Source organism: Bradyrhizobium sp. HKCCYLRH1030 (assembly GCF_051168395.1).
GTDB lineage: Bacteria > Pseudomonadota > Alphaproteobacteria > Rhizobiales > Xanthobacteraceae > Bradyrhizobium.
Genome location: NZ_JBNPUY010000003.1, coordinates 566,385 through 579,930 on the forward strand (window position 1 = coordinate 566,385; position 13,546 = coordinate 579,930).

The 13,546-nt window shown below is 64.0% G+C and carries 12 protein-coding genes; 8 read left to right on the forward strand and 4 right to left on the reverse strand.

Annotation, left to right across the window (positions count from 1 at the left end; genetic code table 11):
- The first annotated feature begins 29 nt into the window (after window positions 1-29).
- Window positions 30-875: an IclR family transcriptional regulator gene (locus tag ACQR1E_RS12765; protein ID WP_434897105.1), complete on the forward strand. Its 846-nt coding sequence runs from the start codon at window positions 30-32 to the stop codon at window positions 873-875.
- A gap of 447 nt (window positions 876-1,322) precedes the next feature.
- Here ACQR1E_RS12765 and ACQR1E_RS12770 read toward each other — a convergent pair whose 3' ends face one another.
- A complete protein-coding gene (locus ACQR1E_RS12770; protein ID WP_434897106.1) occupies window positions 1,323-1,766 on the reverse strand; it encodes a hypothetical protein in 444 nt (147 codons plus the stop codon).
- 331 nt (window positions 1,767-2,097) lie between these two features.
- Between ACQR1E_RS12770 and ACQR1E_RS12775 the strand changes: the two genes are divergently transcribed.
- Both ACQR1E_RS12775 and ACQR1E_RS12780 read left to right on the forward strand, forming a co-directional pair.
- Window positions 2,098-2,526, forward strand: coding sequence for a hypothetical protein (locus ACQR1E_RS12775; protein WP_434897107.1), 429 nt, complete (start codon window positions 2,098-2,100; stop codon window positions 2,524-2,526).
- A 218-nt stretch (window positions 2,527-2,744) separates the two neighbouring features.
- Window positions 2,745-3,251: a hypothetical protein gene (locus tag ACQR1E_RS12780; protein ID WP_434897108.1), complete on the forward strand. Its 507-nt coding sequence runs from the start codon at window positions 2,745-2,747 to the stop codon at window positions 3,249-3,251.
- Window positions 3,252-3,306: 55 nt separating this feature from the next.
- On the opposite strand, the gene ACQR1E_RS12785 is transcribed toward ACQR1E_RS12780, so the two are convergent.
- Entirely contained in the window at window positions 3,307-4,527 is a 1,221-nt protein-coding gene (locus tag ACQR1E_RS12785; RefSeq protein WP_434897109.1) for a metalloprotease, read from the reverse strand.
- Window positions 4,528-4,724: 197 nt separating this feature from the next.
- Here ACQR1E_RS12785 and ACQR1E_RS12790 point away from each other — a divergent pair, with 197 nt between their 5' ends.
- From ACQR1E_RS12790 to ACQR1E_RS12805, 4 genes are all read left to right on the forward strand, one after another.
- Window positions 4,725-6,527 carry an adenine deaminase gene (locus tag ACQR1E_RS12790; protein ID WP_434897110.1) on the forward strand — a complete coding sequence of 601 codons (1,803 nt, stop codon included), beginning with the start codon at window positions 4,725-4,727 and terminating at the stop codon, window positions 6,525-6,527.
- A 171-nt stretch (window positions 6,528-6,698) separates the two neighbouring features.
- Window positions 6,699-8,486, forward strand: coding sequence for a glyoxylate carboligase (gene gcl / locus ACQR1E_RS12795; protein WP_434897111.1), 1,788 nt, complete (start codon window positions 6,699-6,701; stop codon window positions 8,484-8,486).
- A 34-nt stretch (window positions 8,487-8,520) separates the two neighbouring features.
- Entirely contained in the window at window positions 8,521-9,312 is a 792-nt protein-coding gene (gene hyi, locus ACQR1E_RS12800) for a hydroxypyruvate isomerase (protein ID WP_434897112.1), read from the forward strand.
- A 602-nt stretch (window positions 9,313-9,914) separates the two neighbouring features.
- Complete coding sequence (locus ACQR1E_RS12805) at window positions 9,915-10,160, forward strand: hypothetical protein (protein WP_316203077.1); 246 nt, start codon at window positions 9,915-9,917, stop codon at window positions 10,158-10,160.
- Between the two features lie 81 nt (window positions 10,161-10,241).
- On the opposite strand, the gene ACQR1E_RS12810 is transcribed toward ACQR1E_RS12805, so the two are convergent.
- On the reverse strand, window positions 10,242-11,066 hold the full coding sequence (locus tag ACQR1E_RS12810; RefSeq protein ID WP_434897113.1) for a hypothetical protein: 825 nt from the start codon (window positions 11,064-11,066) through the stop codon (window positions 10,242-10,244).
- A 221-nt stretch (window positions 11,067-11,287) separates the two neighbouring features.
- Here ACQR1E_RS12810 and arr point away from each other — a divergent pair, with 221 nt between their 5' ends.
- Window positions 11,288-11,701: an NAD(+)--rifampin ADP-ribosyltransferase gene (arr, locus tag ACQR1E_RS12815; protein WP_434897114.1), complete on the forward strand. Its 414-nt coding sequence runs from the start codon at window positions 11,288-11,290 to the stop codon at window positions 11,699-11,701.
- 171 nt (window positions 11,702-11,872) lie between these two features.
- Here arr and ACQR1E_RS12820 read toward each other — a convergent pair whose 3' ends face one another.
- On the reverse strand, window positions 11,873-13,276 hold the full coding sequence (locus tag ACQR1E_RS12820) for an ABC transporter substrate-binding protein (protein WP_434897115.1): 1,404 nt from the start codon (window positions 13,274-13,276) through the stop codon (window positions 11,873-11,875).
- Between the last annotated feature and the right edge of the window lie 270 nt (window positions 13,277-13,546).

A 13,546-nucleotide genomic window follows, 5' to 3' on the forward strand; every position in this document is an offset into this window, starting at 1 on the left:
CCTGTGAGGGCGGTGCAGAGAGGCGCCACGTGATCCGTCGCAAGACGATCGAGCCACGCGCGGATGCTGCGGCCGAACCCCGCGACGGCGGCGTGCAATCCGTCGGCCGCGCGCTCCAGATCCTGGAGATTCTCGCCGAAGACGACGAAGGCTATCGCCTCAGCGATCTCGCCGTCCGTGCCGGGCTTTCGACCTCGACCGTTCATCGCCTGCTGACCACGCTCGAGAAGCGCCGCTTCGTCCAGTTCGACCGCATGGAATCGAAATGGCACGTCGGCGCGCAGAGCTTTGCCGTCGGCGCGACCTTCACGCGGCGGCGCAATTTCGTCGCGCTGGCGATTCCCTATCTGCGAAGGCTGCGCGACCAGTCGCGCGAGACCGCCAATCTCGCCGTCGTCGACGATGAATCGCTGATGGTGCTGCTGCGGCTGGACAGCCGGGAGATCATGCGCTCGTTGACCAAGGTCGGGGGCCGCCTCGCCATGGTCGCCTCCGGCATGGGCAAGGCGGTGCTCGCGACCTATTCCGATGACGACGTCAACGGCATCATCCACCGCCAGGGCATGCCGCGCCTGACCGAGAAATCGATCATCCGCGCCAGCGACCTGTTCCGCGAGCTCGAGACCATCCGCCGCCAGGGCTACGCCGTCGACGACGAGGAGGCGAGGCTCGGCCTGCGCTGCATCGCCGCCGTCGTCCACGATTCCTGCCGCGAGCCGGTGGCTGCCATCTCCATCTCGGGCCTGGCGAGCCGCCTGACGGAGGAGCGGGTGCCTGTGGTCGGAGGGATGGTGCGGGATATTGCGGCGGAGCTGACAGCGGCGCTGGGTGGAGTGGGGCCGTCCAGCGGCGATGGCGTTGGACAGGCCGATTGACTGCCGCGCACATCGTGTCGACAATCCGCCATCACTTCACGCCATCGACAGACTCCGGACGTGCGAGAAGGGAGGCAGGGATTGATATTATCAGATCTACCGTCGAATCGAGCCATCTATGTTTGTCAGCATGTGTTCGACAAGTCGCGGAGCATGGACTACGTCCACTACGATGCCGAAGGTGACATACTGATAACGTGCGTCGGCAACGATCATGATTTCCGTGACCCGGCCGAGGTTCACGTGGTTGGACTTGGACATCTTTTGTCTCGGGATCCGACACTCTACGATCTGCCAGATCTAGCGATGGGCGATTGGGCTGATCGGAGCGATCGCGCGCAACCCTGGCGAAGGCACGATAGTGCATGGGGGAGCGCATAACGCTCTTGCCCACACTCGAATTCGTCTTGTGCGGCACACCCGCTTGACCCGAGTCTGCCGACGTGATCACCGCGTCGGCGCCTTGTCTTTCCAGAACGCAGCTATCCTATCCAATCGCGCGATGGGAATCGGAGGATCGTCGCGCACAGCCGTCAACAGCCGTAGAACCTTCTCGGCAAAGGTGTCATCGACCAGCTCCGCCAGCTGCGCCGCTCGTTCCGCCATCGCATCGCTTCCGCCGCCGGAGGGATCCACGGCCGTCAGCATGGGATAGATGAGATAGTTTACGGTGTCGTCGCGGGCCAGCATCTCGTCGATCATGAGCGGCAGGATGGTGGCCAGAACCTCTGCGGACGCGTAGGTCGGCCAATCCGGACGGTTCGAGATCTCCTCGTAGGAGAAGCCGCCCGACATGAACTTCCGAAACATGGCCTCGGCTCTGGCCGCTTCCAGTGTGACTTTCTCCCGGGCGAAGCCGATCAGGAGTTCAACTGGCCGTTTGCTTGTCATGCGCAGATCACCGTGCCATCGGAGCGCGAGGCGGTCTTCACGTCAGCATGTCGTCGCCGTCTGAAAATCCGTGCCGACAAATGCCCGCATCGACCGTTCTGCCTCTCGTTCGGGGCGCTCTCTTAACAGACTTCGGCGAGTGTTGCATGATCAGACTCAGGAAGATCAACATCGCCCCCGGCTCATGTCTTCAGCCCCCGTCCAGATTTCAGCGCCGGTCCAGCGCCGTCAGGTTCACGGGATAGCCACCAGGCTGCATGCCGTTGCAGGTGCTCTGCTGTGATGCCGGGGCGGTGACCAGGAATTTCGACATCTGGCGAGGCCTTTGAACATGACGTCGATCAAGGATCTTGAGCCTTGCAGCTACTTCCCCGTCGACTGTGACGCGCTCACCGCCGTGGGATGGCTCGGGACCGAAACTGAATTCGAGACCGGTCCTGTCAGCAGGCCGTTCATGCAAAGGCTGAAAGAGCTCTGTTCCAATCCCTGGCAGCCGATGGTGAGTGCGGGCTTTCACGCCTGTGACCTTTGCCAGTTCGATGCGCCGACGGGCTCCGAAAATGTCTTCGTGCCCTATCGAGGCAACATCTACGTAGCGCCCGTCCTGATCGTCCATTACATCGCGGCCCACTGGTACCGTCCGCCGGACGTTTTCATTGATGCCGTCCTGGCATGCCCGCCGATCCGCAGCATGGCCTACAAGACCGCACTGCTCGACAATGGCGGCCGCAGTCTCGTGTCGCCACCCAAGGCGCGTTGACGCCGCTCGCCCGTCGTGGGCAAAGCGGCCGCAGCAGGCGGCGGCGTGCCTACCGTCCATCGACGAGCTCGGTGGCTACGGTGGGCACGGCGCCACGACGATGTCGCGTGAGGAGGGTGCATGACAGCGCCTTTGCCTACCCACCGATCGTTCTGATCGGCCAAATGCGCTCCAGTTGACGGCAGCGCCGCCAGCGTCGACAATCCCGGCCAACGCGAGTGACCGAGCCGCCACAACCACGCTGTTTTCACGGAGTCATGTCAATGTCGATCAGTGACGCCGAGATCTTCGATCGATGGCTCAACAAGTCCGGCGAGTACGGCGGGATCGTCCCGCCTCATCTCGCGTCGAAACTGATGGTGGGGGGACGGTTCGTGATGAAGTTTCTTCCAACCGAAACCTGCATGCAGACGATCGTTCGGCGAATAGCTCCGGATGAGGCGCTCGCGTTGGGGACAGCCGTGCTTGCGAAGCTCGGCGAGCTGGTGCCTGAGGACGACATCGCGCCACCTCGGCGCGTCCTCAAGGCGGTCATCGGCGCTGGCTTCTTGAACATGAGCCCCGCAATCGTGCGGCTGGAAATCGTCGATCGCAATGCCGGCGAATGCGAGTTCAGGATCAGCACGCTGGCGAAAGAGGGCTTCATCTTCAAGCAGAATACCGCGCCCAAGGCGGTTGAGCGCGTCACCTCGGAGCTGCGGACACTGATCGGCCTCTATCAATAGGCCGATCGGCCGAATCCCGTTCGTGATCACCGCCGCAATGATCGAGGCGGCGAGGCTAGAACGCCCGCGTCGCCAGCATCGTCTTGATCACGAGGGCGTAGGCCGCAAACGTCAGGACGTAGCCGACCGCCAGTGCGACGCCGTTGCGGAGCGAGAGGGGCTCGAGCTGGATCGCCTGATGTCCGCCCAGATAGCGCTGCAGTGCGAACAGCAGAAAGGGGATGCCGATCAGCCATGAGTGGAAATGGAGCGCCAGAACCAGGCCGGCCACGACGCCGATCCAGCCGGCGAGCAGGGCGGCCTTCCGGCTCGCCGAGCCGATCAGCGCATTGAGAATGAGACCGCCGTCGAGCGGATAGATCGGCAGCAGATTGGCGGCGTTGATCACCGCGAACATCTCCATCGCGATGCGCAGGTCGGATTTGCCGGCCGGCATGATCGCGGCCAGCGCCAGGGTCGGGATCAGGCTCATCGCCGGTCCCATCAGCGCGATGAAGCCGAGCCGGCCTTCGCTGCCATAGGCGGTCTTCGGCACGATGGCGCCGCCGAAGAAGGGGACGAGATAGACGGCGTGGATGCCGACGCCGGCCATCAGCATCGCCGCGGCGTGGCCGGCCTCATGGATCGTGATGACGATCGCCAGCAGCACCGCCTCCTTCAGGCTGAACATGTACCAGAAGCTGGCAAAGGCCAGCGCCGAGAGCACCAGGCCGTGGTTCGCCAGATCGGCGAGACGGCTGTGCGTGCCGGCCTCGCGTTCGCATTCCGCCTTGATCAGCTGCGTCAGCCTGCGCACGCTGAGCGGATAGATGATGCGATCGCGAAAGCTGCGGATCGTCAGCTCGTTGAAGATGGTCAGCAGCGTCCCTTGCGGGGTCGCGACGACGCTCACGCCCGCATGCGCATCACGTCCGCCCTCCGGCGGCACGCTCAGCTCATGCGCCACGTTCTGAGAACGGATGATCCCCCTGGCTTCGTCGCGCTCGATTTCGCGGAACACGCCTTGCGTCCGCGGCTGTCCGCTCACGGCGACGCGGCCGAGCCAGAGGTCGCGGCTTCCGGGCAGGGGGGCGCGCGTGATCTCCAGGACCGGTGGCCCGTTCAGCACCATCCGTTCGGCGACATTGAAGCGCCAGACCGCATCGCGGGGCGCGTCGATCAGGATCTTGGCCTCGTAGCGCTGCCGGTTGCGGCCCCTGACGGCACCGACCAACGCCTGCAGGATGCAGATGACGAGGCGCAGCAACTCGATCGGCACAGCCAGCAACCTGAGCATGGGATCCCTTCATGGGTGACGCATTCGTGATCTCTCGCCCCTAGGGTGCGCAGCTGATGTCGTCAAGATCGGGGACGATGAGGGGGCCCCGCTGCCCAAGTCGTAATCAATTCCGCCGCCCTATTTGGGCTTGCCGTCGCCCGGATCGCGCGCAACGATCGTGGCGGATCACCTGAACACGTCCAGCGAGCCTTGCCATGACCAAACTCACGCGCTTCTCGGTCGGCCCCCTGCACACCATGACGCGGCGGCTCGCCGACGTCGCATCGGGTCGCGCCGCACCCGATCTCGTCATCACCGGCGCCCGCGTGCTGTCGACCTATTCGGAGCGCATTCTCCCGAACCGCGAGCTGTGGGTCACCGGCGGACGCGTCGCGGCGGTGAAGCCGGCCGGCGCCCACAAGGCGCTCGGCAGCGGTTTCGCGCTCTATGACGCGGCCGGCGGCATCATTGCGCCCGGCCTCGTCGATCCGCACATCCACATCGAATCCTCGATGGTGACGGCCTGCGCCTATGCGGAGGCCGCGCTGCTCAACGGCACGACGACAATCTTCTGCGACAGCCACGAGATCGGCAACGTCATGGACGTCGCCGGCGTTGAGGCGATGCTGAAGGATGCGCGGCAGGCGCCGCTGTCGATCTTCCTCACCGTGCCCTCGACCGTGCCGGCGACCTCGGCGGCGCTGGAGACGGCGGGCGGCGATCTCACGCCGGACAAGATCGCCGGCCTGTTCGATCGCTGGCCGGAGGCGGTCGCGCTCGGCGAGAAGATGGATTTCGTGCCGGTCTGCATGGGCGACGAGCGCAGCCATGCCATCCTTGCGGCGGCTTTGCAGCGCGGACGGCCGGTGTCCGGGCATGTCTATGGCCGCGAGTTCGTCGCGGCCTATGCCGCGAGCGGCGTCACCGATACGCATGAGGCGATCGACCGCGACATCGCCGACGACCTGCTCGATGCCGGCGTCTGGATCTTTCTGCGCGGTGGTCCGCCGACGACGCCGTGGCACAGCCTGCCGCAGGCGATCCGCACCGTCACCGAGCTCGGCGCCTCGCACAAGCGCACCGCCGTGTGCACCGACGATCGCGATGCCGATGATCTCATGCTGTTCGGCCTCGACTGGGTGGTGCGCGAGGCGGTGAAGGCGGGGATGTCGCCGGAGCAGGCGTGGTCGATGGGCTCGCTGCACGGCGCGACGCGCTTTGCGATGGATGGCGAGATCGGCGGTCTCGGCGGTGGCCGCCGCGCCGATCTGGTGCTGCTCGACGACGGCCTGAAGCCGCAATCGACCTGGTATGGCGGCGAGCTGGTGGTGGACAAGGGCAAGATCACGCCGCGGCTCGATCAGGCGCTGTCGCAGCGCTATCAGTACCCGAAGGCGGCCTATGCCACGGTGAAGCTGCCGGCCAAGGTGACGCTGACGCCGGAGCTGCCCACCAAGGCCTGCACCGTCAACGCGATCAAGACGGCGCTGCCCGGCATCACGCTGATCCACGACAAGGTCGCGATCGAGCCGGCCAACGATTGGGAGACGCTGTTTGCGCGCTACGGTCTCTGCTTCGTCGCCGTGATCGAGCGCCACGGCAAGTCGGCCGGCAATGTCGCGCACGGGCTCTTGAAGGACTTCGGCCTCAAGCGCGGCGCCGTCGCCTCCAGCGTCGGCCATGACAGCCACAACATCATCGTCGCCGGCACCAACGAGGCCGACATGCAGGCCGCCGTCGCCGCGATCGGCGCGCAGCAGGGCGGCGTCTGTGTCGTGGCCGACGGCAAGGTGCGGGCGATGGTTCCATTGCCGATCGCCGGCCTGTTGTCGGACAAGCGCGTCACCGAGGTCGCCGAGGAGGTGAAGCTGCTCAAGAAGGAATGGGCGGAAGCCGGCTGCACCATTCCCTACATGGGCTTCAATTTGATTCCTCTATCGGTCATTCCGGAAATTCGTATCACCGACAAGGGCCTCGTGCTGGTGCCGCAGATGGAGCTCGCGCCGCTGTTCGAATAGCACCATCGAACCGTCATGCTGTTAGGACATGTCAGCTGTTTGTCGTCCTAACTAACTGAGGCCACCCGTGTTTTGCCGAGCGTGCCGCATCGTGGGAAAAATCGACGACTGAATTGAGATCGCAGCCGTCAGCAGCGATCCTCGCGCATCAACCAAAAGAGGAAGCGCGAGATGGCGAAGATGCGAGCGATCGATGCTGCGGTGCGAATCTTGGAGAAGGAAGGCGTCACCTGCGCCTTCGGCGTTCCCGGCGCGGCGATCAATCCGCTGTATTCCGCGCTGCAACGGCGCGGCTCGATCCGCCACATTCTCGCCCGCCACGTCGAGGGCGCCTCGCACATGGCCGAGGGATACACCCGCGCCAAGGCCGGCAACATCGGCGTGTGCATCGGCACCTCGGGCCCGGCCGGCACCGACATGATCACCGGGCTCTATTCGGCGATCGCAGACTCCATTCCAATCCTCTGCATCACCGGCCAGGCGCCGCGCGCGCGGCTCTACAAGGAGGATTTCCAGGCCGTCGACATCGAGCAGATCGCCAAGCCCGTGACCAAGTGGGCGGTGACGGTGCGCGAGCCCGGCCTCGTCCCGCGCGTGTTCAGCCAGGCTTTCCACATCATGCGCTCCGGCCGCCCGGGACCGGTGCTGATCGACCTGCCGCTCGACGTGCAGCTCGCCGAGATCGAGTTCGACGACGAGACATACACGCCGCTGCCGGTCTACAAGCCCGCGGCGAGCCGCAAACAGATCGAGAAGGCGCTGGAGATGCTCAATGCCGCGGAGCGCCCGCTGATCGTCGCCGGCGGCGGCATCATCAACGCCGATGCCAGTGATCTGCTCGTCACCTTCGCCGAGACCGTCAACGTGCCTGTGGTGCCGACCCTGATGGGGTGGGGCGCCATTCCTGACGATCACGTGCTGATGGCCGGCATGGTCGGCCTGCAGACCAGCCATCGCTATGGCAACGCCAATTTCCTGGAGTCCGATTTCGTGCTCGGCATCGGCAACCGCTGGGCCAACCGCCACACCGGATCGCTCGAGACCTACACCAAGGGGCGCAGCTTCGTGCATGTCGACATCGAGCCGACCCAGATCGGCCGCGTGTTCAATCCCGATCTCGGCATCGTTTCGGACGCCAAGGCGGCGCTCGAGCTGTTCATCACCGTCGCACGCGAGTGGCGCAAGGCGGGCAGACTGCGCGAACGGCAGGCGTGGCCGGCGGCGTGCCAGGATCGCAAGCGCACGATGCTCCGGCGCAGCGATTTCGATCAGGTGCCGATCAAGCCGCAGCGCGTCTATCATGAGATGAACAAGGCGTTCGGCCGCGACACCTGCTATGTCAGCGTCATCGGCCTGTCGCAGATCGGCGGCGCGCAGTTCCTCAGCGTCAACCATCCGCGCCACTGGATCAATGCGGGGCAGGCGGGGCCGCTCGGCTGGACCCTGCCGGCCGCGCTCGGCGTCCGCGCCGCCGATCCCAGGCGCGAGATCGTCGCGCTCTCCGGCGACTACGACTTCCAGTTCCTGATCGAGGAGCTCGCGGTCGGCGCGCAGTTCAACCTGCCTTACATCCACGTCGTCGTGAACAATGCCTATCTCGGCCTCATACGCCAGGCGCAACGCGGCTTCTCGATGGACTATCAGGTGCAGCTCTCGTTCGAGAACATCAACGCGCCGGAGGTCGGCGGCTATGGCGTCGACCACGTCGCGGTCGCGCAGGGCCTCGGCTGCAAGGCGATCCGCGTCACCGACCCGCGCCAGGCGCAGGCTGCGTTCGCGACCGCGCGCGAATGGATGGCGGAATACCAGGTGCCTGTCGTGGTCGAGTTCGTGCTCGAACGCGTCACCAACATCGCGATGGGTACCGAGATCGACAACGTCGTGGAGTTCGAGGAGGTGCTCGATCTGCCGGTCGACGAGACGCCGGCCGAGCCGGCGCGCACCTTGCAGCCGGCTTGACCGCAGCCATCGCACTCAGTCGAGGACCCATGACATGCCGCGCTTTGCCGCCAACCTCACGATGCTGTTCAACGAGCTGCCGTTCCTCGACCGCTTCGCCGCCGCCAAGGCGGCCGGCTTCGGCGGCGTCGAATATCTGTTCCCGTATGATTTCGACAAGGCCGAGCTGCGCGAGCAGCTCGCGCGCCACGGGCTGACGCAGGTGCTGCACAATCTGCCCGCCGGCAATTGGGCCGCGGGCGAGCGCGGCATCGCCATCCTGCCGGATCGCGTCGACGAATTCCGCGACGGGGTGCGTCGTGCGATCGAGTATGCGAAGGCGCTGGATTGCCGCCAGCTCAACTGCCTCGTCGGCATCGCGCCCGAAGATGCCGATCCGCGCGAGCTCAACCAGGTGCTGGTCCGCAACCTGCGCTTCGCCGCGACCGCGCTGAAGGCGCAGGGGATCAAGCTGCTGATCGAGCCGATCAACACGCTCGACATTCCCGGCTTTGTCCTCAACCGCACGGCACAAGCGCTTCAGCTGATCTCGGAGGTCGAGTCCGACAATCTGTTCGTCCAGTACGACATCTACCACATGCAGATCATGGAGGGCGATCTCGCCCGCACGATGCAGAAGCATCTCGCCCGCATCGCCCACATCCAGCTCGCCGACAATCCGGGCCGCCACGAGCCCGGCACCGGCGAGATCAACTACGCCTTCCTGTTCCGCCACCTCGATGCGATCGGCTATCGCGGCTGGATCGGCTGCGAGTACAAGCCGCAGGCGACGACGGTGGACGGGCTGGGGTGGATGACGGACCGCGCGGCCGCTCCCGTGAGCTGAGTTTTCGGCTCCCACGATTGCGCCACATGGCGCCGGTTGATTGCACGGTCACCGAAATGTGCTCCGCCGTCATTCCGGGGCAGCCGCGCAGCGGCTGAGCCCGGAGTCCATACCCACGGATGGCAAATACAGGACGAGCTGAGGCCAGACGCGGCTCGCGCCATCGTAGACCGTTGTGGTCGGATTCCCGGCTCGCGCTAACGCGCGCCCGCGATGCCGGTGGGGAGGCAAAGTGCGCTTTTGACGTTGGCCTGGTCGCTGCGCGATCTCGCGTTGCAGGTTCTCCCGCCGAGCATCGTGCGTTCCCTCTCCCCGTTCGTCACGGTGGCGCGACGAGCTTCGCTCGCGCTGAGAGGGCCGGGGAGCAGTCACACGGGACGTGTGTCGCAGATGGCCACAGACATTCGTACCGAGCCGGCGCGGCCGATCTCGATCGTTGCTACCCGATGACTGTACCTAGGCAAGGGCTGCAACTTTTATGGAGGAGGCTGGTCCAGAGGGTCTCGTTCGATGAAGTCTCGCGGGACACAGAATGAGTGACCACTGTAGCGAGCTCCATCTGTGTCGACGATAGTCGTACCGAATCCAAGCCAGTAGTAGCCATGGCTGTCAATTTCATTGACCGCGCAGGATTGGCCGATAAAGCCGCGCATTTCCGCTTGCTCGCTGGCGGGAAGGTCATGCACCAGCCAATCAGGCAGGCCAAGCAGCCTGACACGGTCCCCAACCTGAATGTCGTTCGACACCTTGGCAAGCTCCCGACTGCGGCTCACTTTTTCTGGTTTCCGGTTTTCGTCCGTGTCGATGCCAGTTTCGAGGGCATTACTTATGATTTGGTCGCGTGGTAGGCCCGGGTGCACCGGATCATCTTCTTACCGAGTGGGCAGTCCAGTATGCTTGACCCTCGCGAGGTTGCGGCCACGCCATCGCTACGGACGAAGAAGTGCTTGGTCCTCCGCAAAAGACTCCAGAAGAGACCGAAATCGTTTTCGGATCTCGTCCGCCTGATAGAGATATTTGCGGCTGAATTCTAAGGACAGGACACCCCATTGCGCCCCAGTCGCGTCCGCAATCGTGCAGCCGGGGTTCTTGTTCGTGAGCTTATCGCAGGCAAATATCAGAGGGCCTTCAGTCGTGTCCTTGAAGTAGAGCTCTTGGTCGGCAGCCTCACATAGACGGTAACCGGATTCGACCGCCCGGAATACGCCCGGTCCCTTGTCGGCGCACCAGCGATTCCACTCAAGCTGTCGTGCGGACAAATCCAGCTCTTTCTGCCAGCCGTGGATCGTCGCGTTCAATTGATCTCCAAGTCCGCCGTAATAGGGAGGTTTCAGGAACTTGTTGGCGTTGTCCGCTGTCCTTGGCACCAGTCCAGGAAGCAGGACACGAATCTCGAAGATCGTATTCTTGGTCGGCTCGACATCTGGCCTGCTCAAATCGACCAGATAATTGCGTGGGATCTTGTAGATCTTGCTGCCAAACGCGATCGGAATTGGTGTGCTCTCGAGAGATGGATACTCTCGAAACAGTTCGTCATCAGATGCGTGTCTATTGACCATCTCTTCGACGGACTCGTGCTTCTCGAATAGCGGATCACGATCGGTTGCGTGACCAAAAGACGTGCAACCGAAGAAGGAGTATGCGATCAGCGCGGTCGTAAGGACCAAGCGGACAATCCGCCTCGTCGAGTCGGGAGTTTTTGCGCCGGGGGAGATGCTGGCTGCGCCATATTGCCTTTGTCCAACCTCAGCCATGGCCCCGGTCCACTTGTCGTATCTGGCAACCCTCGCTCCGGTTGCAGTATCTCGCTTGATCTACTGTAAGCACCGCAAGCGCTGAACTTTCGGTTAATAGAAAGGTCCCCGAGGATGCAAAAGCCTCGGCGACAATGACCTCACCTGACGAAACAGTTATTTGCATTCGACCGTCGCTCCGCGGCAGACGACGAGTGCTGGAAACCCATCCGAGGTCACTGATGTCATCTGTTGCGACCGTGTTTGCGCAATCGTTCTTCCACGGCACGCGCGCCGATCTGCGGCCGGGCGACCTGATCGCTGTCGGGTATCCGTCCAACTTCACCGAGGCGGAGCCGATGTCCTGGGTCTACTTCACGGCGACGCTGGATGCGGCGATCTGGGGCGCCGAGTTGGCTGCCGGTGACGGACGGGGACGGATCTACGTCGTCGAGCCCACCGGTCCGTTCGTCGACGACCCGAACCTGACGGACAAGAAGTTCCCGGGAAATCCGACGCGGTCTCATCGATCCCGCGCGCCGCTGCGGGTCATTGCCGAGGTCGTCCTTTGGCAGGGGCACGCACCGGAGGTGGTGAAGCAGATGAAGGAGGGCGTTGCGCGCGCCATGACCGACGGGCCGGGCATCATCGACTGAGCGGCGCGGCGGCATCGCACTGCCGTCGATCCGTCGCGCCCGATGGCTGTTTGCGGATGCTGCGACGCGCTCGCCACGCGGCGCCCTCCGTCCAGAACATCGAAAAAGTCCGGTGGTAAGGTGCGTTCGAACTGGTGTCGACGCACGAAATCTCCTCCTCATGAGCCGAGCCTATCGCCGAGAGGCGAGGGTTGGACTTGGCGTCCATGATTGATCGGGGGCGCCGCTCGGCAGCGTCGCTCGCCTTTCGGCGACGGCATGGTTGAAGAGTTCGAGGACCAAGCCGAATGCCGCCAAGTCCTCTGGTTCGATGGCTCCATCGTCATAGCCCTTGAGTGTCTCGGCGATGATCCCGTCGACCTCTCGTTGCCAGCTCAGCAGATCGTGTTCCGAGCCGGCATTGCGCACCTCCGAAACCGCCGCAAGAATGCGGTTGCGGCCGCTGGTGTCGTCCTCCAGTTCATCCCGGTTCAGATAGCGGCGCAGCCATTCGGCGGCCGAACCGATGCCGGAAAGTACGAGCAAGGCGAACCAGAAATAATCGCTGTACTTGTCCAGAAAGGTTCGCTCCGTGCCGTTGATCACCGCCGCGGCGCCTCGATGTACGGAAGGCTCGGTCTCCTTCTCGGTATCGGGCTTCGTGATGTGCGAAGCGCCGGCGAGGCCTTGCGTGATCGTGTCGCGGACCGCGAAAAGCTGCCGGTAGAAGGCCGCCGCCTTGGCTTCTGAAAGCTCCTTCTTGGCCAGGATCAGGTGATTGACGCTGATCGTGTCGACCTTGTCCTCCGGCCAGGCCGGTTTCGCGTTGAAGACGCTGGCTGGAATTTCCTCGGCCTCGTAGCGCGGATGCTTCAGGGCAATGGCCTCCGATGCTTCGATCGGAAGAAACGTCGGAGCTCCGCGGGCTCGGGAGGTCGCGGTGATGGCGTCCACCGTGATCCTGCTGTCGAGCGGACCGACGGCGAGATACGCATCGAGGGTGGGGTCTTGCGCAAGCTTCTCGATCTCGTCTGTCCCGAATTGAACCGTGGCAACCTTATCGGGTTGCACGCCGGAGCCCTCCAGAATGGCCTGGAGCACCGCGACGTTTGCTCCGGTCCTCCCGATGATGCCGACCTTGTGACCTGCCAGATGGGCGATATCTGCGATCTTGCCGCCGGCCTTCTGCTTGGGCTCGTTGCCGCGTCGCCCGGAGGGCGACCACAGCACGACATAGTTCTTGCGCAGGACGGCCAGTGTTTGCGCATCGGGCGGCATGCCGAGGTCGCCGCGGCCGACCGCCAGGTCGGTTTTGTCGGCGGCCAGCAGGGCCAGGGATTCAGCCGCTCCGCCGGTCGTGATCGGGGAGAGCCGGACGGTCCTGCTTTCCTCACCGAAGGCGTCGGCCATCGCCTGGACCACCTTGTGGTCGTCGCTCGCCGCCGGTCCGACGGCGATCCGGAGAGTTTCGGGCTGCAAGACGTAGAACAGGCCCGCCGCGGCGGCGCCAAAGGCGACAAATCCCAAGGCCAACACGATCAGCAGCCTTCGTTGACGGCGGTCGTGAGCACTCCTGACCACATCGGACGATGACATCAGCGGACCCCTTGAGAAAACGCGTGTCGGCTCCACGCGCGCACTGGAACTTGGGCGAACCGGTGTCAACCCGGAATGTTCCGTCGGCTGGCGAGAGTTGATGAAAGCAAGCCTTGGTGGGTCGCTTGGGGTCAAAAGGGGCCCTGAGGCACTCCGGCGCCTACTTCCGATCGGGCCCGAGAGCGGACATTCTCAGCGCCACTCCGGAAGGTCCGGAAAGGGGCCACAAGCAGAAATCAGATTTGCGCCGTGACTTTTCGTTCTGCGCCG